The sequence below is a fragment of the Pseudooceanicola sp. DL12 genome (assembly GCF_056270665.1).
The window spans coordinates 3627822-3645468 of sequence record NZ_CM149884.1 but is presented as its reverse complement, the minus strand read 5'-3'; the positions used below and the strand labels follow the sequence as shown (position 1 = coordinate 3645468).

Below are 17647 nucleotides of genomic sequence, written 5' to 3'. Positions count from 1 at the left end.
CGTACTATCTTGGAAAAGGGGCGAAAGGGCCGCGAGTCAGCCGGAGCGGGTGCGAAAAAACCCGCAAATGCGTGTTCCGTGCAACGTCTTTTAACGAGATTCTAACGTGTCGTAAAAATGCACATGTCGGCCCTGATCCGCCTGTTTGAAGCCGAATCCTTGATTATGCAGAAACTTGGGGTCAAGGTGAAATCCCAAAAAGGTGAACAATATCTGGCGCTTTGCCCAGATTGCGGACTGTTGGCGGGGGGTGGAACTGGCCTGTTAGTCTCTGAAAACACTGGAAAACAAGGCCGTTTTCTGTTTGCGATAACCCTTTCAAGCGGGTTGATGGGGGGTCGGGCCTCTGCTACACCCACGCCGATTTTGATGCTTTGGCGATGCCAGGGCTGCAAACCCCCTGCGCCGCCCGAATTGGCGGCTCGGGGCCAGATATCGGAAGGGTGGACGTGTCCGAACCAGCTTCGATCTCCTATGGCATTGCCTCGCGCTATGCTCAGGCCGTTTTCGAGATTGCCCAAGAGAAAGGCAAGCTGACGAACCTTGAAACGGGCGTCGCGGCGCTCAAGGACGCTCTCGAGACCAGCGACGATTTCAAGGAAGTGATTTCTTCTCCGGTGATCAGCCGGCAAGACCAGGAGAAGGCGATCGACGCCGTTTCGGCGCACCTCGGGCTGATCCCCATGCTGCGCAAGACGCTGGCGCTGATGGCCCAGAAACGGCGCCTCTTCGTGCTGCCGCATTTCGTGCGTCGCCTGGAAGAGCTGATTGCCGAGGACAAGGGCGAAATCACCGCCGAGGTGACCACGGCCGCTCCGCTGAGCGCCGAGCAATCGGAAAAACTGTCGGCCATGTTGGCCGAGACGGTCGGCAAGACCGTCAAGCTGAACACGGCCGTCGATGAGACCCTCATCGGTGGCCTGATCGTAAAAGTGGGTTCGAGGATGGTCGATACGTCGGTCCGCTCGAAGCTGAACGCACTCCAGAATGTCATGAAAGAGGTCGGATAATGGGAGTCCAAGCAGCCGAAATCTCTGCTATCCTGAAGGAGCAGATCAAGAGCTTTGGCCAAGATGCCAAGGTGGCCGAGGTGGGCCGCGTGCTTTCCGTCGGTGACGGTATTGCCCGTGTTTATGGCCTCGACAACGTTCAGGCCGGCGAGATGGTGGAATTCCCGGGCGGAATTCGCGGCATGGCACTGAACCTCGAAACCGACAACGTCGGTGTCGTGATCTTCGGTACCGACCGCGACATCAAGGAAGGTGACACCGTCACCCGCACCAACTCGATCGTGGACGTTCCGGTGGGCGACGCCCTGCTGGGCCGTGTCATGGACGGTCTGGGCAACCCGCTCGACGGCAAGGGCCCGATCGAATACGTCGAGCGCAAGGTCGCCGACGTCAAGGCCCCGGGCATCATCCCGCGGAAGTCGGTGCACGAGCCGATGGCAACCGGCCTGAAATCGGTCGACGCCATGATCCCGATCGGCCGTGGCCAGCGCGAGCTGATCATCGGTGACCGTCAGACCGGCAAGACCGCCGTGGCGCTCGACGCGATCCTGAACCAGAAGTCCTACAACGACGCCGCCGGCGATGACGAGAGCAAGAAGCTCTACTGCATCTACGTTGCTGTCGGCCAGAAGCGCTCGACCGTGGCGCAGCTGGTGAAGAAGCTCGAAGAAACCGGTGCCATCGAATACACGATGGTGATCGCGGCAACCGCCTCCGATCCCGCACCGATGCAGTACCTGGCGCCCTACACCGCGACCGCGATGGCGGAATTCTTCCGCGACAACGGCCGTCACGCGCTGATCATCTATGATGACCTGTCCAAGCAGGCCGTGGCCTATCGCCAGATGTCCCTGCTGCTGCGTCGTCCGCCGGGGCGTGAAGCCTACCCGGGTGACGTGTTCTACCTCCACTCCCGCCTGCTGGAACGTTCGGCCAAGATGAACGAAGACTTCGGCTCGGGCTCGCTGACGGCCCTGCCGATCATCGAAACCCAGGGCGGCGACGTGTCGGCCTTCATCCCGACCAACGTGATCTCGATCACCGACGGCCAGATCTTCCTGGAAACCGAACTGTTCTACCAGGGCATCCGCCCCGCCGTGAACACCGGTCTGTCGGTGTCGCGCGTTGGCTCCTCGGCCCAGACCAAGGCAATGTCCTCGGTTGCCGGCCCGGTGAAACTGTCGCTGGCCCAGTACCGCGAAATGGCGGCCTTCGCCCAGTTCGGTTCCGACCTCGATGCCGCAACCCAGCGTCTGCTGAACCGCGGTGCCCGTCTGACCGAGATGATGAAGCAGCCGCAGTACGCGCCGCTGACCAACGCGGAAATCGTCTGCGTGATCTTCGCTGGCACCAACGGTTACCTGGACAATGTTCCGGTGAACGAAGTGGGCCGTTTCGAAGCGGAACTCCTGAAGTTCCTGCGGACCTCCAAGCCCGAGATCCTGCAGTGGATCACGGACGAGGATCCGAAGATCAAAGGCGAACCCGCGGACAAGCTGAAGGCAGTGCTCGACGAATTCGCAGCTGACTTCGCCTGAACCCGAGGGAGGTAACACATGCCTTCTCTGAAGGATCTAAAAAACAGGATCGCGTCGGTCAAATCGACCCGCAAGATCACCAAGGCCATGCAGATGGTTGCCGCGGCGAAACTTCGCCGCGCGCAGGAGGCCGCAGAGAACGCCCGCCCCTATGCGGAACGTTTCGACGCGGTCCTCGGCCAGCTTGCCGCCTCGGTGGGCGGGTCGGACTCTGCGCCGAAACTGCTGGCTGGCACCGGCAAGGATGATGTCCACGCCGTGGTCGTCATGACGGCCGAGCGTGGTCTTTGCGGCGGGTTCAACACGAACATCGTCAAGAAGGCCCGCACGCTGATCGAAAGCCTTCGGTCCGAGGGCAAGACAGTGAAGGTCATCACGGTCGGCAAGAAGGGCCGTGAGCAGATGAAGCGTACCTATGGCGATCTGATGATCGACCACGTGGATCTGAGCGACGTGAAGAACCTGGGCTACAACAACGCCCAGGACATCGCGCGCGGCCTGCTCTCGCGGTTCTACGACGGCGAGTTCGACGTGGCGACGATCATCTATGGTGAATTCCATTCGGTGATCAGCCAGGTCCCGACGGCACAACAGGTGATCCCGGCAAAGTTCAAAGAGGGCGAGGCCGATGCGCCGAGCACGCTCTATGATTACGAGCCCGGCGAAGAGGAAATCCTGCGTGACCTGCTGCCCCGCGGTGTGGCCACCCAGATCTTTGCCGCGCTGCTGGAGAACGCTGCCTCGGAACAGGGTGCCCGGATGTCCGCCATGGACAACGCCACCCGCAACGCCGGCGAGATGATCGACAAGCTGTCCATCGAGTACAACCGTACCCGTCAGGCCGTCATCACCAACGAGCTGATTGAAATTATTTCGGGCGCCGAGGCGCTCTGACCGAACCGGAGACAACGACATGGCAATGAAAGGCAAAGTGACCCAGGTCATCGGCGCCGTTGTGGACGTGCAGTTCGAAGACGGCCTGCCGGCCATCCTGAATGCGCTGAACACCGACAACAACGGCAACAAGCTGGTTCTGGAAGTTGCCCAGCACCTCGGCGAGAACACCGTTCGCACGATCGCCATGGACGCGACCGAAGGTCTCGTCCGCGGCCAGGCGGTGGAAGACACCGGCGGGCCGATCTCGGTGCCCGTGGGCACGGCCACCCTGGGCCGCATCCTGAACGTCGTCGGCGAACCCGTTGACGAAAAGGGCCCGGTCGAAGCCGACGAATACCGCCCGATCCACGCTCCTGCGCCCGATTTCGCCGACCAGGCGACGGAAGCAGAGATCCTGGTGACCGGCATCAAGGTCATCGACCTGCTGGCGCCCTACGCCAAGGGCGGCAAGATCGGCCTGTTCGGCGGTGCCGGCGTGGGCAAGACGGTTCTGATCCAGGAGCTGATCAACAACATCGCAAAGGTGCACTCGGGCCTGTCCGTGTTCGCCGGTGTTGGCGAGCGGACCCGTGAAGGCAACGACCTCTACCACGAAATGATCGAATCCGGCGTTCTGACCCCGGACAACCTGGTCGATTCCAAGATCGCCCTGGTCTATGGCCAGATGAACGAACCGCCGGGTGCCCGTGCCCGTATCGCCCTGACCGGCCTGACCCTGGCCGAACAGTTCCGCGATGCGACCGGGACCGACGTTCTGTTCTTCGTCGACAACATCTTCCGCTTTACCCAGGCCGGTTCGGAAATGTCCGCACTGCTGGGCCGTATCCCGTCCGCCGTGGGTTACCAGCCGACGCTGGCCACCGACATGGGCGCGATGCAGGAACGGATCACCTCGACCAAGAACGGTTCGATCACCTCGATCCAGGCCGTCTACGTTCCCGCGGATGACCTTACCGACCCGGCACCGGCCACGACCTTCGCGCACCTCGACGCGACGACGGTTCTCAACCGTGCCATCTCGGAACTGGGTATCTACCCGGCCGTTGACCCGCTCGACTCGACCTCGCGCCTGATGGACCCGCTGGTCATCGGCGAAGAGCACTACAACGTTGCCCGTGACGTGCAGGGTATCCTTCAGCGCTACAAGTCGCTGCAGGACATCATCGCGATCCTCGGCATGGACGAACTGTCGGAAGAGGACAAGCTGACCGTGGCCCGCGCCCGGAAGATCCAGCGTTTCCTCTCGCAGCCGTTCGACGTGGCAAAGGTGTTCACCGGTGCCGACGGCGTCCAGGTTCCCCTGGAAGACACCGTCAAGTCGTTCAAGGCAGTCGTGGCCGGTGAATACGACCACCTGCCCGAAGCGGCCTTCTACATGGTCGGCGGTATCGATGAAGTGCTCGCCAAGGCTGAGAAGCTGGCCGCGGAAGCCGCGTAAGGGGCTGAACAATGGCAAACACCATGGACTTCAGCCTCGTCTCGCCGGAACGGAGCCTCGTCTCCGGACCGGTGAGCGAGGTGCACATTCCGGGGACGGACGGTGATCTGACGGCAATGCCGGGCCATGCGCCGCTGATCACCACCCTGCGCCCCGGCGTGCTGCATATCGTGGGCCCCCAAGGTGAGGACGATTACGTCGTCACCGGCGGCTTCGCCGAGATCTCGGCGGAGGGCGTCTCCGTGCTGGCCGAAAAGGCCCTGCACCAGAAGGAGATGAGCCAGGACATCCTGAACGACTGGGTCAACGAGGCTCGGAAGGTCTGGAAGGATGCCACCGACGATACGGCAGTCGCGCATGCGGCCAAGCTGGTCGCCGACATGGTCGCCATGGGCGGTCACATCGGCCTCGACCCGGATCACGCGAACTACATCGACTGATCCTGTCGAAACGATCAAAGCGAAAAGGCCCCGGAGGTTCCTCCGGGGCCTTTTTGCATGGCGGGTGGTGGGGCAGGGCGCTCAGATCTCGATCGCCTGCAGGACCTCGGGTTCGATGACGTTGACGCCGGGCAGCCCCTCGACCAGCTTCTCTGCGCTCTGCTCGAGCAGCGGGAAGGTGCGGTAGTGCATGGGGATCACCGTCTTGAAGTCGAAGAACCTCTTGGCGGCGTAGGCCGCGCCCTTCATGTCCATGGTGAAATGGCCCCCGGCACAGAGGATGCCGATGTCGGGCTTGTAGAAGTCGCCGATGATTTCCATGTCGGCATTGATGGCCGTGTCGCCGGAGAAATAGATGGTGTGGCCTTCCCCCTCGATGATGAAACCGGCTTCGGTGCCGAGATAGACCTTGCCCAGTTCGGGATCATTGAGGGAGGAGGAGTGCAGCGCGCGGACCATGGTGACCTTGACGTTGCCGAGATCAATGGTGCCGCCCATGTTCATGCCGACGGTCTTCAGCCCGTGCTTGGTCTCGAAATAGGCCGCCAGTTCGACAATGCCGTAGGCTTCCAGGCCGGTTTCCTTGCCGATGGCGGGGAGGTCGGCAGTGTGGTCTTCGTGGCCGTGGGTGATGAAGATATGCGTGGCGTCCTTCAGCGCCTCGTCGCGGCGATCCTTGGGGAAGACCGGGTTGGTGTCGACCCAGGGATCGATCAGCAGGACCTTGTCCTCGATTTCCAGACGGAACGCGCCATGTCCGAGCCAGATGATTTTCATGTTGAACCTCCGAAAGATTGCGTCGAGCCTGCCATGAGGCCGGCGTCCTTGCCTGCCTCAGCCTAGCGCGGATGACGCCGAAGGAAAGAGCGATGAACTGGTCGGAGCAAATAGATTCCTACTGCGAAAGACTGGGCCCCGGGCTCTGGGCGGAACCGCTCAACGCCTTGACGAACATCGCCTTTGTCATTGCCGCCATGGTGATGTGGCGACGCGCCGGTGACAATGTGATGGCCCGCGCCATGTGCATGGTTCTTGCCGTGATCGGTGTCGGTTCGGGGCTGTTCCACACCCTGGCGACCGCCTGGGCCGGGCTGGCCGACACGCTGCCGATCCTGGTCTTCATCCTGCTCTATGTCTTTGCCGCGACCCGCGATTACTGGCGTCTGTCGGGCTGGGCGGGATTGGCCGCCGTGGTGCTCTTCGTGCCCTACACGGGCGTGCTCGCGCCGCTCTTTGCGCAGCTGCCGGTCTATGGCGTGAGCGCGGCCTACATGCCGGTGCCGCTGCTGATCGGGGCCTATGCCATCGGCCTGCGCCGCCGCGCGCCCGCCACGGCGCGAGGCCTCGGGGTCGGGGCAGCGCTGCTGCTGCTGTCGCTGACCTTCCGCTCGCTCGACATGGTCACCTGTGGCGCCACGGCTGGCATCGGAACCCATTTCATGTGGCATATCCTGAACGCGGTGATGCTAGGATGGATGATCGAGGTCTATCTAAGGCACATCCGGGGCGGCCAGATGCTTGCGGGCGCTGCGTCTGGACGCTAAACCCGTGCCGATCCAAGCGAGAGAGGCTTTCCATGTCGATCGACACTGCAACCGCCGCACGGGTTGCGAAACTGGCCCGTATCAAGGTGGAAGACGACGCGCTGCCGGCGCTGGCCGAGGAATTCAACAATATCCTCGGGTTCATCGAGCAGCTGAACGAAGTTGACGTTGAGGGCGTTGAGCCCATGACCTCGGTCACGCCGCAGCGCCTGAAGCGCCGCGAGGACGTGGTGACCGAAGGCGACCAGCAGGACAAGATCCTCTCGAACGCGCCCGACGCCCGCGAGGGCTTTTTCGCCGTGCCGAAGGTGGTGGAATAATGACCGAACTGAATACGCTGACCATTGCCGCCGCCCGTGACGCGCTGCGCAAGGGGGAAACGACCTCCGAGGCGCTGACCGAGGCCTGCCTGGGCGCGATCGAGGGCTCGGGCGCGCTGAACGCCTTTGTCCACAACACGCCCGAGCTGGCGATGGAGCAGGCCAGGGCCGCCGATGCCCGCATCAAGGCCGGCGATGCGCCTGCCATGTGCGGCATCCCGCTCGGCATCAAGGACCTGTTCTGCACCCGGGGCGTGCCCTCTCAGGCGGCTTCGAACATCCTCGCCGGCTTCAAGCCGGAGTATGAATCCACCGTCACCCAGAACCTTTTCGATGCGGGTTCGGTGATGCTGGGCAAGCTGAACATGGACGAGTTCGCCATGGGGTCCTCGAACGAGACCTCGGCCTATGGCAACGCGGTGAACCCATGGCGCCGTGGCAACGACGAGGCCGCGCTGACGCCTGGCGGCTCCTCCGGCGGCTCTGCCGCTGCCGTGGCGGCCGACCTCTGCCTGGCTGCGACCGGCACCGACACCGGCGGCTCGATCCGCCAGCCCGCGGCCTTTACCGGGATCACCGGCATCAAGCCGACCTACGGGCGCTGCTCGCGCTGGGGCGTGGTGGCCTTTGCCAGCTCGCTCGATCAGGCCGGGCCGATGACCAAGGACGTGCGCGACGCGGCGATCATGCTGACCACCATGTGCAGCCATGATCCCAAGGATTCCACCAGCGCGGACATCCCCGTGCCTGATTTCGAAGCCGCGCTGACCGGCGACATCCGGGGCAAGACCATCGGTATTCCCCGTGAATATCAACTCGATGGCATGCCCGACGAGATCGAGCAGCTCTGGACCCGCGGCAAGGAAATGCTGGCGGATGCGGGGGCAAAGGTGGTCGACATCTCCCTGCCGCACACCAAGTATGCCCTGCCGGCCTACTACGTGATCGCGCCGGCCGAGGCTTCTTCCAACCTGGCGCGCTATGACGGTGTGCGTTATGGCCATCGCGCCAAGCTGAGCGCCGGTGACGGCATCACCGAGATGTACGAGAAGACCCGCGCCGAAGGCTTTGGCGAAGAGGTGCAGCGCCGCATCATGGTGGGTACCTATGTGCTCTCCGCCGGGTTCTACGATGCCTATTACAACCGTGCACGCCGGGTGCGCACGCTGATCAAGCGCGACTTCGACGAGGCCTTCGCCGCCGGTGTCGACGCGATCCTGACGCCCGCCACCCCCTCGGCCGCCTTTGGCCTGGGCGAGATGAAGGATGCCGATCCGGTGCAGATGTACCTGAACGACGTCTTCACCGTGACGGTCAACCTTGCCGGCCTGCCGGGCATCTCGGTGCCGGCCGGCCTGAGCAAGGAAGGCCTGCCGCTGGGGCTGCAGCTGATCGGCCGCCCCTGGGAGGAAGGCGATCTGCTGAACACCGCCTATGCGCTGGAACAGGCAGCAGGTTTCGTTTCCAAGCCTGCCAAATGGTGGTAAATCCCGCGCACATGGCCGTGAGGAACGGGTAACACGGCCCCGTCCGGCTTGTCCGGACGGGCGCCTGCGGTCATACATCTGAGGATACGGGCAGGAAGAAGAGATATGGCAATGCGCGAACTGTTACTGGGTGTGGCCCTCCTGGGCCTGGCCTCCTGCATGTCGACGGATCCCAGCGGGTCCGCGGGCTATGTCGGGTCGAGCCAGTATCAGCGCGAACGCGACATGATCCTTCAGGCCGGCGGTTCGGGCGGGCTGAATGCTGCCCCGGGCGTCTCGACCCAGACGCTGGACGGCACCGGTCAGCCACTTTCGGCCATCAGCACGCTGCCCGCGGGCGCCTCGACCACGCCGGCGACGGCGGGTGATCCGGACCTGGCCGCACTGACCAGCGACACCCAGGCCGCGCTCTATGGCGACAGCGCCGCGGCCCAGTCCGGCACCGTCCCGCAGCAGCCGCTGGGCGAGGCCGTGAACGCGCTCGGGATCTCGAACGAGAACAATTTCGAGGCAGTCGATGCCCAGCGGAGCATCGCGCAGGACAAGGAATTCATTGCGGAAAACCGTGCCCGCTATGAACAGATCCAGCCGACGGCCCTGCCGGAGCGGACCTCGACCGGCCCGAACATTGCCGCCTATGCGCTGCAGACCAGCAACGCCGTGGGCGAGCCGCTGTACAACCGCACCAACATCCTGTCGCAGACCCGCTACAACCGCAGCTGCTCCAAGTACCCCTCGCCGGACCTGGCGCAGGCGGATTTCCTGAGCAAGGGCGGGCCGCGGAGCGACCGCATGGGCGTGGACCCCGATGGCGACGGCTTTGCCTGTTCCTGGGATCCGGCGCCCTTCCGCAAGGCGGCCGGCTGAGGACGCAGGCGGATGACCTCCGGACGGCAGGAGGGCGCCCTTTGGCATCCCTCGCCCAATGTCGGGGCGCGGCGCCTGGCGGCGCTGCCCGACATGGTCGTTCTGCACCATACCGCCATGGAGAGTGCGGAGGCCGCGCTGCAGCGGCTCTGCGAAACCGAGCCGCCCGCGGGGCTGTCGCCGGTCTCCTGTCATTACCTCATCGCCGAGGACGGCCGGCTGTGGCAGCTGGCCTCGGAGGCTGACCGGGCCTGGCACGCAGGGGCCGGGCAATGGGGCGGGGTGACGGACGTGAACTCGCGTTCGATCGGTATCGAGCTGGCCAACCCGGCGCCCAATCCCTTTGCCGAGGCGCAGATGGCGCGGCTGGAATGGCTTTTGCCCCAGATACTTGAGCGCTGGTCGATCCCGCCCGAGCGGGTGATCGGCCATTCCGACATGGCCCCCGAGCGCAAGAGCGACCCGGGGCCCAAGTTCGACTGGCGCCGGCTGGCGCGGCAGGGGCTGTCGATCTGGCCCGATGACCGCGCCGAGGAACAGGGCGATGCCTGGGCCGACCTGCGCCGCATCGGCTATCCCGAGGCCGACCGCGAGGCGCTGCTGGCGGCCTTCCGCATGCGCTTCCGCCCCTGGGCGCGCGGGCCGCTGTCGCGGGAAGACCGGATCGCGGCGCGCGACCTGGCGCGGCGGTTTCCGGCGCGGCGCTAGTTCCCCTTAACGAGATCTGACCGGGAGCGTTCCGCGGTGCGGTGGCCATGCAGGCGAATCACCGCCCGGAGCCATGGTTAACAGGGCTTTCGGGGCAAAAATGCGCTGTCGGTATCACGTCGGTATCACGTCGGTATCGCGTCGGTGCGGATCCGGAAAATGGCCGGGTTAACGCGCCGTCCGGTCCGATGTTCGATCCCTGTCCGGGATCGGCCTCCGGCGGGAGTATTTCGGGAAAGATGAAAGGGCGTGGCGCTCTTCATCATCTGGCCAGAAATATCCCTGTGCAAGGGCGGCCCCAGGCGCGTCGCCGGCCGGGAAGGCGGCGCGGGTGGGATCTCCGTATTTGGGGAAAGATGAAGGGCCGGGCTGTGCGCGGGGCGTGATTGACCGCGGGCCCCGGGCCGGGCTTTCTGAGCGCCGTAACCTGGAGGGGCATACCCTGGAGGAATCGCCATGAGCGAGTTTACCGCGACCGTGCGCTGGACCGGGAACCGGGGCGAGGGGACGGCGCATTACCGCGCCTATGACCGGAACTGGGTGGTGGCGACGCCGGGCAAGCCCGAGATCACCTGTTCCAACGATCCGAAGCTGGGCGGTGATCCGGGCCTGCACAATCCCGAGGACATGCTGCTCTCGGCGCTGTCGGCCTGTCACATGCTGTGGTACCTGCATTTCGCCTCGGAGGCGAGGGTGCGGGTGCTGGCCTACGAGGACAGCCCCCTTGGCCTGGGCGAGGAGGGCGAGGGCGGCGCCGGGCGGTTCCTCTCGGCCGAACTGCGGCCGCGGATCACCGTGCCCGAGGGCACCGACCTGCATGAGGCCGCCGCGCTGCACCGCAGGATCCACGAGGTCTGTTTCATCGCCCGGTCGGTGGCCTTTCCGGTAACCTGCCGCCCCCGTTACAGGGTGGCGGCGGCGGCCTAGGGCCATTGCGGCGGCCAAGGGTGCGGTTTGGCTTGCCAGACGGGCGCCGGAGGCTTAGGCCCATGCCCCATGAGAATTCTGTTTCTGGGTGATGTCATGGGGCGCGCGGGGCGCACCGCCGTGGCCGAGGAGCTTCCCCGCCTGCGCGCGGCCTGGAAGCTGGATTTCGTCGTGGTCAATGGCGAGAACGCCAGCCATGGGGCCGGGCTGACCGGGGAGCATGCCAAGGGGCTGCTGGCCGCGGGCGCGGACGTGGTGACACTGGGCGATCATGCCTTCGATCAGCGCGACATGCTGCAGTACATCGAGAGCGAGCCGCGCATCATCCGGCCGCTGAACTATGCCAAGGAGGCGCCGGGGCGCGGCTATCGCGTGTTCGAGGCCACCCAGGGCCGCAAGGTGCTGGTGACGCAGGTTCTGGGCCAGGTCTTCATGAAGCGGCCCTTCGAGGATCCCTTCAGCCACGTGGAGGCGGTGCTGAAGAAGCATCCGCTCGGCGGGCTGGTGCAGGCCTCTCTGGTCGATGTGCACTGCGAGGCGACCAGCGAGAAGATGGGCATGGGCCACTGGTGCGACGGCCGCGCCAGCGTGGTGGTGGGCACCCATACCCATGTGCCCACGGGCGATGCGCAGATCCTGTCGAAGGGCACGGCCTATCTGAGCGACGCGGGCATGACCGGCGATTACGATTCGGTCATCGGCATGGAGAAGGCCGAGCCGATGCGGCGCTTCGTGACCGGCATGGTGAAGAGCCGCTTTACCCCGGCCGAGGGGCCGGCGACGGTGTCCGGCCTCTATGTCGAGACCGACGACCGCACCGGCAAGGCGACGCGGGTGGAGATGGTGCGCCACGGCGGGCGGCTGCAGCAGGCGGGCCCATCGCCGGTGGAGTGACCGCCTGTGGATTTGCTGGCGTCAGTGTGATCGGCGTTTTGGGGAATCCGCAGTGCGGCTCAGGAACCGGCCACGGCCTTCCTGACCATCGCCATGCGTTCCGCATTCGAGGGATGGGTGGAGAGGTATTCGTCGCCCGGGTCCGGCAGGCGCAGGAAGTAGAGCGCCCCGTGCAGCGGGTCGTAGCCGCCGCGCTGCGACAGCTGGGCGCCGAGGTAATCGGCCTCAAGCTCGAACTGCTTGGAAAAACGCCGGGCGCCCAGGGCGGCGCCGATCTCGGTGGCACGGGCGATATCGGCCTTTGACGCGCCCGAGAGCTCGGCCGCCTCGGCATAGATCCGGGCGCCGTCGTCGGCGTAATTCTGCTGTTGCGCGAGGTGGTTGCGGATGTGGTGCGAGGCCTCGTGGCTGAGCACCAGGGCAAGTTCGTCGGGATTGCGCATGTCGGCGATCAGCGAAATCGTGAATATCAGCACCGGCTGACCGTTGTCATCCACCGTCTGGAAGGCATTGGCGGGCTCACGCGGGCGGGTGTCGACCACGACCTGGTAGTCGCACTTGCGGTCCTTGCGGGTGCGGCGGCAGGCCTGTTCGATCACCGGCTCCATCCGGTCGACCACCTGGGCGAACTGTCGTGCGGCGGTGTCGGGATCGAGGCGGGGGCCGGGGCCCGCGCTGCTGTCGGTGGCACTGTCCGGGGCGCTCGGGGTCTCTGCGGGCAGGCCCGCACAGCCCGCCAGGGCCATCAGGCAGAGCGTTGCCGCCAGTTTCAGAACATTCATGCCCGGCCTCCGGTGTTGCGGCTTGCGCTACCGCTTTTGCGCCTCAGGTGCGCCTCAGGTTCCGGTCAGTGTAAGGCCTTGGCGCCGGTCTTGCAGTTGGAAAATGCGACCTTGCCGAATTCTTGCATTTCCCGTGAAGCATGAAACGGCTAGGTTTCCAGCCATGTTTACCATCGAACACGAATTCGACTGCACGATTGTCACCCTGGTGGATGACGGCCCGGCGCCGCTCCAGGAGGACGTGGTGATCAATGCCTTCGAGGAATGCATCACCGTCGAGCAATACGATGCCCGCACCGACGAGGTGCGCCGCATCACGCTGTCGATGGCCCAGCTGCGCGACCTGAGCGCGGCGCTGAACCTGCCCGAGGGCAGCTATACCCTGACCCCGTCCAGGCAGGACTGAGCTCACTCCACCCGGAAGACCTTGTCGCGCGCGGTCTGGCCGCGCACCAGCGTCAGGGCCGATTTCGGCACGCCGAGCGCCTTGGCCAGAAGCTTCTGGACGGCGGCATTGGCCTTGCCGTCCTCGGGCACCGTGGTGACGTAGACGCGCAGCATCTCCTCGCCCGGCTCGATGCGGTTGCGCGAGGCCTTTGGCGTGACGCGCAGGGCGATCTCGGTGCCGGGGACGGCCAGGTGGCTGAGATCGGGCAGTTTTTCGGCCATGGAGTCCTCGGGCAGTGGGCGGTGTTCTGCCGGGACGGGCTGCGGGGTTGCATGCCCGGCGTCGGCGCACCAGTCTGCCCGGGAGAAAACAGGCAGGAGAGGGCAAGTCAATGATCGCGGGCAAGACGGGGTTTTTCTGGGACGAGCGGTGTTTCTGGCATTCGGGTGGAAATTACGCCCTGACCATGCCGGTGGGCGGCCTGGTGCAGCCGCTGGCGGCGGGAGGCCTGCCGGAGAGCCCCGAGACCAAGCGGCGGCTGAAGAACCTGATGGATGTCACCGGCATTACCGCCGATCTGCACGTCTCGAGCGCGCCCGAAGCCAGCCGCGAGGACCTGCTGCGGGTGCATCCCGCCGCCTACCTCGATGATTTCAAGGCGATGAGCGACGCCGGCGGCGGCGAACTTGGCCTGCGCACGCCTTTCGGGCAGGGCGGCTACGAGATTGCCGCGCTCTCGGCCGGGCTGTCGGTGGCGGCGCTTGAGGCGGTGCTGACGGGCGCGGTGGGCAATGCCTATGCGCTGAGCCGGCCGCCGGGGCACCACTGCCTGCCCGACTGGCCCAACGGTTTTTGCCTGATGGCCAATATCGCCATTGCCATCGAGGCGGCGAAGGCGAAGGGCCTTGCGGGCCGCGTGGCGGTGATCGACTGGGACGTGCACCACGGCAATGGCACCGAGCATATCTTCTACGAGCGCGACGACGTGCTGACGATCTCGATCCACCAGGAGAAGAACTATCCGCTGGATACCGGGGATATCGCCGACCGGGGCCGTGGCGCGGGCGGGGGGTTCAACATGAACATCCCGCTGCCGCCGGGCGTGGGCCACGTGGGATACCTGGAAGTGATGGAGAAGATCGTGGTGCCGGCGCTGGAGCGGTATCAGCCGGATGCCATCGTGGTGGCCTGCGGTTTCGACGCGGGGATCTTTGATCCCATCGCGCGGATGCTCTGCACGGTCGAGACCTATGGCGAGATGACCGCGATGGTGAAGGAAGCCGCAGGGCGCCTGTGCGACGGCAAGCTGCTGATGGTGCACGAGGGCGGCTATTCCGAGGTCTACGTGCCCTTCTGCGGCCACCGGGTGATGGAGGTGCTCTCGGGCTCCGACAAGCGGGCCGAGGACCCGATGGCCAAGACCGTGGCGATCCGCCAGCCGAACGCGCGTTTCGATGCCTATATCAGCGGGGTGATCGACGAGATGGCGGAGGTGTTCGGGTAGGAGTTGCAACCCAGGGTTGCAATCCGACGTGGGCCGGTGCAGGTTGGAAAGACTGTTTTCCAATCGACGAACGGCCAATGCTACGGAAATTCCTGAAGAAACTCTTTAGCTGGGATCCACCGCCCCCGCGCAAGAGGCCCGTTCACGGGAGGCCCGTCCCGGTTCACCCGGTGCCGAAGAAGCAGGTCACCGAACCCGAAAAGCCGATCCGGCATCCGGCCCCGAAAGTTCTGAAGGGGAAGTGCTTTGTCATTGATGGCGATACGATCGTCATCAGCGGCACCCACATCCGGATCGCCGGGATCGATGCACCGGAGCTCGATCACCCCTGGGGCAAGAAATCGAAATACGCGATGATCGCCATGTGCAAGGGCAAGGTGGTGACCGCCGTCTGCAAGGACGAGGTGTCCTATGACCGGATCGTGGCGCAGTGCTATCTGCCGGACGGCACCGATCTGGCGGCAGCGCTGGTGGAGCAGGGGCTTGCGCTGGACTGGCCGAAGTATTCCGGCGGGGCCTACAGCCACCTCGAGCCCGCCGGGATCCGCAAGAAACTGTGGCGGGCCGCAGCCCGCCAGCAGGGGCGAATGAAGGTGGGTTAGGGCGCCCCCCTCACCCCAGGTACACCTTCAGCCGTTTCAGCGAATAGAGCGGCACCCAGGGGAAGAGCACGGGCACCTCGGTGATGTAGATGTGGTAGTCGGGGATGTTGCCGTAGCGCTCTTCCTGCTTCAGCTCCAGGCGACGGGCAGAGCCCAGCATGATCAGCCAGATGCAGACCAGGCCCACCAGAGCCAGCAGGAACGACAGCCAGCTGCCGTGCAGCAGCAGGGCGGCGAGGAAATTGCCGAACCAGAAGAGCATCTCGCCGAAGTAGTTCGGATAGCGGACGCGGGAATAGAGACCTTCGTGCACGAAATCGCCGGGGGCGGCGGATTTGGCGAGGGTCTTCTGCTGATCGGCCGTCATCTCGATGAAGAGGCCGAGGGCCATGACCACCAGGCCGAAGACCCCGAAGAGGCCCATGTCGCCCGAGGCGGCCGAGACCGCGCCGGGCCAGGCCATGGCGACGTAGAGCGCCGAGACGGAGAGCCAGATGGCGAATTTCACGCCCCCCTTGATGCGGGCGCTGCGGGCGCGCGAGGCCTGAAGCTCTGCCTGGTAGGAGGGGCGGCCCTCGCGCAGGATCAGGTGCGCCGAGAGGCGGATGCCATAGGCGCAGAGCAGGGCGAGCTGTATCCCCGCACCCCAGTGGAAACTGTCGTGGAACCAGAGTGCCGAGAGCAGGGCCAGCCCCGAGATCGAGAGGCCGTAGCCGATGGAGATGAACCAGTCGCTGCGCAGGAAGCCCAGGGCCGAGATCAGCAGGGCGAGGCCCCAGGCGACAAGAAGGAAGCTGAGGGGCAGGCCGAAGAGATGGGACATTGGGGGCTCCGTACGAGTGCGGAGCAAGCGTAGCAGGGCCGCGGGGCCGAGGGAAAGGGGCGCTTTTCGGCGTTTCGTCGCGGTGATGCCGCAGTGCGGCGGGAAAGCGCCTTGAAACCCGCGCGCCCATTGCCGACATGTGAAGCCGACAGGACCGGCCCGACGATACGGGCCCGAAAAGACCAGGGAGACACCATGCCCGAGAGAAACCAGGCGGCGCTCGATTTTCTGCAGGGCCGCCGGAGCCGCCCGGCCAAGACGCTGACCGCGCCGGGGCCGGACCACGAGGCGCTGATGCCGCTGCTGCAGGCCGCCGCGCGGACCCCCGATCACGGCAAGCTGGAACCCTGGCGGTTCATCGTGCTGGAAGGCGCGGCCTTTGCCCGGCTGGCCGGGATGGTGCAGGCCCGCGGCGAGGCGCTGGGCCTGGACGAGGGCGAGATCGCCAAGGGCCGGCAGCAATACGACCAGGGCGTGCTGGCCGTGGTGGTGGTGGAGAGCCCGGTGGAGAGCGCCAAGATCCCGGCCCTGGAACAGACCTATTCCGCCGGTGCGGTCTGCCTGGCGCTGCTGAATGCGGCGCTGGCGGCGGGCTGGGGGGCGAACTGGCTCTCTGGCTGGCCGGCCCATGACGCGGTCTTCCGGCAGGAGGCCCTGGGCCTGGCCCCGCAGGAGCGGGTGGCCGGCATCGTGCATATCGCCACCGAAACCCATGCGCCGTCCGAGCGGCCGCGCCCGGACCTGGAGGTAAAGACCACATGGATATCGGACTGATCGTCAGCTCCTTCCTCAAGGCGCTGGGGCAGTTTCACGACGCGCGGTTCCGCCGCGTGGTGATCATCGGCGTCAGCTGGGCCCTGGCGGCGCTGATCGCGCTGACCGCGCTGGTGGTCTGGGGCGCCGGGCACCTATGGGCCGACGGGGTGACGCTGCCCTGGATCGGCACGATCACCTGGGTCAACGACCTGCTGGGCGTCGGCGGTTTCCTGGGAATGATGGTGCTCTCGGTCTTCCTGATGGTGCCGATCGCCTCGGCGATCTCGGGGCTGTTCCTGGAAGACGTGGCCGAGGCGGTGGAGGACGAATATTACCCCGAGCTGGGACGGGCGCCGCGCATTCCCTTCCTGGAGGGGATCCTGGATGCCATCGGCTTCCTCGGCGTGATCATCATCGGCAACCTGATCGGGCTGATCTTCTACATCTTCCTGGCGCCGGTGGCGGCCTTCATCTTCTGGGCGCTGAACGGCTACCTGCTCGGCCGGGAATATTTCACCCTGGCGGCGATGCGCCGCGAGGGGCGCGAGGGCGCGACGCAGCTGCGCAAGAAACACGGGCTGACGGTCTTCGTGGGCGGTGTGCTGATGGCGGTGCCGCTGACGATCCCGATCGTCAACCTGCTGGTGCCGGTGCTCGGGGCGGCGACCTTCACCCATATCTACAACGGGCTGATGATGAAGCCGCAGGCGCGGTGACGAAAG

21 protein-coding genes are annotated in these 17647 nt (G+C 65.3%); 17 read left to right on the top strand and 4 right to left on the bottom strand.

The window, feature by feature from the left end:
- Window positions 1-449 precede the first annotated feature (449 nt).
- From AC0WR5_RS17010 to AC0WR5_RS16990, 5 genes are read left to right on the top strand one after another with little or no spacing between them, the layout of a single operon-like run.
- Window positions 450-1010 (top strand): F0F1 ATP synthase subunit delta, encoded by a 561-nt coding sequence (locus AC0WR5_RS17010; protein ID WP_475864916.1) that lies wholly within the window; start codon window positions 450-452, stop codon window positions 1008-1010.
- Window positions 1010-2548, top strand: coding sequence for a F0F1 ATP synthase subunit alpha (atpA, locus tag AC0WR5_RS17005; protein ID WP_475864915.1), 1539 nt, complete (start codon window positions 1010-1012; stop codon window positions 2546-2548). The genes AC0WR5_RS17010 and atpA overlap by 1 nt, the downstream gene beginning before the upstream one ends.
- An 18-nt stretch (window positions 2549-2566) precedes the next feature.
- On the top strand, window positions 2567-3442 hold the full coding sequence (locus AC0WR5_RS17000; RefSeq protein ID WP_475864913.1) for a F0F1 ATP synthase subunit gamma: 876 nt from the start codon (window positions 2567-2569) through the stop codon (window positions 3440-3442).
- Between the two features lie 19 nt (window positions 3443-3461).
- Window positions 3462-4883, top strand: coding sequence for a F0F1 ATP synthase subunit beta (gene atpD / locus AC0WR5_RS16995; protein WP_475864911.1), 1422 nt, complete (start codon window positions 3462-3464; stop codon window positions 4881-4883).
- A gap of 11 nt (window positions 4884-4894) precedes the next feature.
- Window positions 4895-5323 (top strand): F0F1 ATP synthase subunit epsilon, encoded by a 429-nt coding sequence (locus AC0WR5_RS16990; RefSeq protein ID WP_475864910.1) that lies wholly within the window; start codon window positions 4895-4897, stop codon window positions 5321-5323.
- A gap of 81 nt (window positions 5324-5404) precedes the next feature.
- Here AC0WR5_RS16990 and AC0WR5_RS16985 read toward each other — a convergent pair whose 3' ends face one another.
- Window positions 5405-6100 carry a metal-dependent hydrolase gene (locus tag AC0WR5_RS16985; RefSeq protein WP_475864908.1) on the bottom strand — a complete coding sequence of 232 codons (696 nt, stop codon included), beginning with the start codon at window positions 6098-6100 and terminating at the stop codon, window positions 5405-5407.
- Between the two features lie 92 nt (window positions 6101-6192).
- On the opposite strand from AC0WR5_RS16985, the gene AC0WR5_RS16980 reads away from it, so the two are divergent.
- The 7 genes from AC0WR5_RS16980 (at window position 6193) to AC0WR5_RS16950 (ending at window position 12070) form a co-directional block, all read left to right on the top strand.
- Window positions 6193-6867, top strand: coding sequence for a ceramidase domain-containing protein (locus tag AC0WR5_RS16980; protein ID WP_475864906.1), 675 nt, complete (start codon window positions 6193-6195; stop codon window positions 6865-6867).
- Between the two features lie 32 nt (window positions 6868-6899).
- On the top strand, window positions 6900-7187 hold the full coding sequence (gatC, locus tag AC0WR5_RS16975; protein WP_475864904.1) for an Asp-tRNA(Asn)/Glu-tRNA(Gln) amidotransferase subunit GatC: 288 nt from the start codon (window positions 6900-6902) through the stop codon (window positions 7185-7187).
- Window positions 7187-8674, top strand: coding sequence for an Asp-tRNA(Asn)/Glu-tRNA(Gln) amidotransferase subunit GatA (gatA, locus tag AC0WR5_RS16970; RefSeq protein WP_475864902.1), 1488 nt, complete (start codon window positions 7187-7189; stop codon window positions 8672-8674). The genes gatC and gatA overlap by 1 nt, the downstream gene beginning before the upstream one ends.
- 111 nt (window positions 8675-8785) lie before the next feature.
- Window positions 8786-9541: a hypothetical protein gene (locus AC0WR5_RS16965; protein ID WP_475864900.1), complete on the top strand. Its 756-nt coding sequence runs from the start codon at window positions 8786-8788 to the stop codon at window positions 9539-9541.
- A 12-nt stretch (window positions 9542-9553) separates the two neighbouring features.
- Window positions 9554-10249: an N-acetylmuramoyl-L-alanine amidase gene (locus AC0WR5_RS16960; protein WP_475864899.1), complete on the top strand. Its 696-nt coding sequence runs from the start codon at window positions 9554-9556 to the stop codon at window positions 10247-10249.
- Window positions 10250-10705: 456 nt separating this feature from the next.
- Window positions 10706-11176 (top strand): OsmC family protein, encoded by a 471-nt coding sequence (locus tag AC0WR5_RS16955; protein WP_475864898.1) that lies wholly within the window; start codon window positions 10706-10708, stop codon window positions 11174-11176.
- 69 nt (window positions 11177-11245) lie between these two features.
- Window positions 11246-12070 (top strand): TIGR00282 family metallophosphoesterase, encoded by an 825-nt coding sequence (locus tag AC0WR5_RS16950; RefSeq protein ID WP_475864897.1) that lies wholly within the window; start codon window positions 11246-11248, stop codon window positions 12068-12070.
- A gap of 59 nt (window positions 12071-12129) precedes the next feature.
- Here AC0WR5_RS16950 and AC0WR5_RS16945 read toward each other — a convergent pair whose 3' ends face one another.
- A complete protein-coding gene (locus AC0WR5_RS16945) occupies window positions 12130-12852 on the bottom strand; it encodes a M48 family metalloprotease (RefSeq protein ID WP_475864895.1) in 723 nt (240 codons plus the stop codon).
- 163 nt (window positions 12853-13015) lie between these two features.
- Between AC0WR5_RS16945 and AC0WR5_RS16940 the strand changes: the two genes are divergently transcribed.
- Window positions 13016-13258, top strand: coding sequence for a hypothetical protein (locus AC0WR5_RS16940; RefSeq protein ID WP_475864894.1), 243 nt, complete (start codon window positions 13016-13018; stop codon window positions 13256-13258).
- Window positions 13259-13260: 2 nt separating this feature from the next.
- On the opposite strand, the gene AC0WR5_RS16935 is transcribed toward AC0WR5_RS16940, so the two are convergent.
- Window positions 13261-13521: a DUF167 domain-containing protein gene (locus AC0WR5_RS16935; RefSeq protein WP_475864892.1), complete on the bottom strand. Its 261-nt coding sequence runs from the start codon at window positions 13519-13521 to the stop codon at window positions 13261-13263.
- 110 nt (window positions 13522-13631) lie between these two features.
- On the opposite strand from AC0WR5_RS16935, the gene AC0WR5_RS16930 reads away from it, so the two are divergent.
- On the top strand, window positions 13632-14744 hold the full coding sequence (locus AC0WR5_RS16930; RefSeq protein WP_475864890.1) for a class II histone deacetylase: 1113 nt from the start codon (window positions 13632-13634) through the stop codon (window positions 14742-14744).
- Window positions 14745-14914: 170 nt separating this feature from the next.
- Window positions 14915-15346, top strand: a complete 432-nt coding sequence (locus AC0WR5_RS16925) for a thermonuclease family protein (protein ID WP_475864888.1) — start codon at window positions 14915-14917, stop codon at window positions 15344-15346.
- Window positions 15347-15356: 10 nt separating this feature from the next.
- Here AC0WR5_RS16925 and AC0WR5_RS16920 read toward each other — a convergent pair whose 3' ends face one another.
- Window positions 15357-16169 carry a DUF1295 domain-containing protein gene (locus tag AC0WR5_RS16920; RefSeq protein ID WP_475864887.1) on the bottom strand — a complete coding sequence of 271 codons (813 nt, stop codon included), beginning with the start codon at window positions 16167-16169 and terminating at the stop codon, window positions 15357-15359.
- 195 nt (window positions 16170-16364) lie between these two features.
- Here AC0WR5_RS16920 and AC0WR5_RS16915 point away from each other — a divergent pair, with 195 nt between their 5' ends.
- Both AC0WR5_RS16915 and AC0WR5_RS16910 read left to right on the top strand, forming a co-directional pair.
- Window positions 16365-16943, top strand: coding sequence for a nitroreductase family protein (locus tag AC0WR5_RS16915; protein WP_475864885.1), 579 nt, complete (start codon window positions 16365-16367; stop codon window positions 16941-16943).
- Entirely contained in the window at window positions 16928-17641 is a 714-nt protein-coding gene (locus tag AC0WR5_RS16910; RefSeq protein WP_475864883.1) for an EI24 domain-containing protein, read from the top strand. Before AC0WR5_RS16915 ends, AC0WR5_RS16910 begins: the two co-directional genes overlap by 16 nt.
- Window positions 17642-17647 lie beyond the last annotated feature (6 nt).

Excerpts from the sequence above, each read along its gene's own strand:
- AC0WR5_RS16940 (WP_475864894.1), top strand. The coding sequence starts at position 13,016 with ATGTTTACCATCGAACACGAATTCGACTGCACGATTGTCACCCTGGTG.
- AC0WR5_RS16910 (WP_475864883.1), top strand. The coding sequence starts at position 16,928 with ATGGATATCGGACTGATCGTCAGCTCCTTCCTCAAGGCGCTGGGGCAG.
- gatC (WP_475864904.1), top strand. The coding sequence starts at position 6,900 with ATGTCGATCGACACTGCAACCGCCGCACGGGTTGCGAAACTGGCCCGT.
- atpA (WP_475864915.1), top strand. The coding sequence starts at position 1,010 with ATGGGAGTCCAAGCAGCCGAAATCTCTGCTATCCTGAAGGAGCAGATC.
- AC0WR5_RS16915 (WP_475864885.1), top strand. The coding sequence starts at position 16,365 with ATGCCCGAGAGAAACCAGGCGGCGCTCGATTTTCTGCAGGGCCGCCGG.
- AC0WR5_RS16930 (WP_475864890.1), top strand. The coding sequence starts at position 13,632 with ATGATCGCGGGCAAGACGGGGTTTTTCTGGGACGAGCGGTGTTTCTGG.
- AC0WR5_RS16920 (WP_475864887.1), bottom strand. The coding sequence starts at position 16,169 with ATGTCCCATCTCTTCGGCCTGCCCCTCAGCTTCCTTCTTGTCGCCTGG.
- AC0WR5_RS16950 (WP_475864897.1), top strand. The coding sequence starts at position 11,246 with ATGAGAATTCTGTTTCTGGGTGATGTCATGGGGCGCGCGGGGCGCACC.
- AC0WR5_RS16990 (WP_475864910.1), top strand. The coding sequence starts at position 4,895 with ATGGCAAACACCATGGACTTCAGCCTCGTCTCGCCGGAACGGAGCCTC.
- AC0WR5_RS16965 (WP_475864900.1), top strand. The coding sequence starts at position 8,786 with ATGCGCGAACTGTTACTGGGTGTGGCCCTCCTGGGCCTGGCCTCCTGC.
- AC0WR5_RS16945 (WP_475864895.1), bottom strand. The coding sequence starts at position 12,852 with ATGAATGTTCTGAAACTGGCGGCAACGCTCTGCCTGATGGCCCTGGCG.
- AC0WR5_RS16960 (WP_475864899.1), top strand. The coding sequence starts at position 9,554 with ATGACCTCCGGACGGCAGGAGGGCGCCCTTTGGCATCCCTCGCCCAAT.
- AC0WR5_RS16985 (WP_475864908.1), bottom strand. The coding sequence starts at position 6,100 with ATGAAAATCATCTGGCTCGGACATGGCGCGTTCCGTCTGGAAATCGAG.
- AC0WR5_RS16935 (WP_475864892.1), bottom strand. The coding sequence starts at position 13,521 with ATGGCCGAAAAACTGCCCGATCTCAGCCACCTGGCCGTCCCCGGCACC.
- AC0WR5_RS16980 (WP_475864906.1), top strand. The coding sequence starts at position 6,193 with ATGAACTGGTCGGAGCAAATAGATTCCTACTGCGAAAGACTGGGCCCC.
- AC0WR5_RS17000 (WP_475864913.1), top strand. The coding sequence starts at position 2,567 with ATGCCTTCTCTGAAGGATCTAAAAAACAGGATCGCGTCGGTCAAATCG.
- gatA (WP_475864902.1), top strand. The coding sequence starts at position 7,187 with ATGACCGAACTGAATACGCTGACCATTGCCGCCGCCCGTGACGCGCTG.
- AC0WR5_RS16955 (WP_475864898.1), top strand. The coding sequence starts at position 10,706 with ATGAGCGAGTTTACCGCGACCGTGCGCTGGACCGGGAACCGGGGCGAG.
- atpD (WP_475864911.1), top strand. The coding sequence starts at position 3,462 with ATGGCAATGAAAGGCAAAGTGACCCAGGTCATCGGCGCCGTTGTGGAC.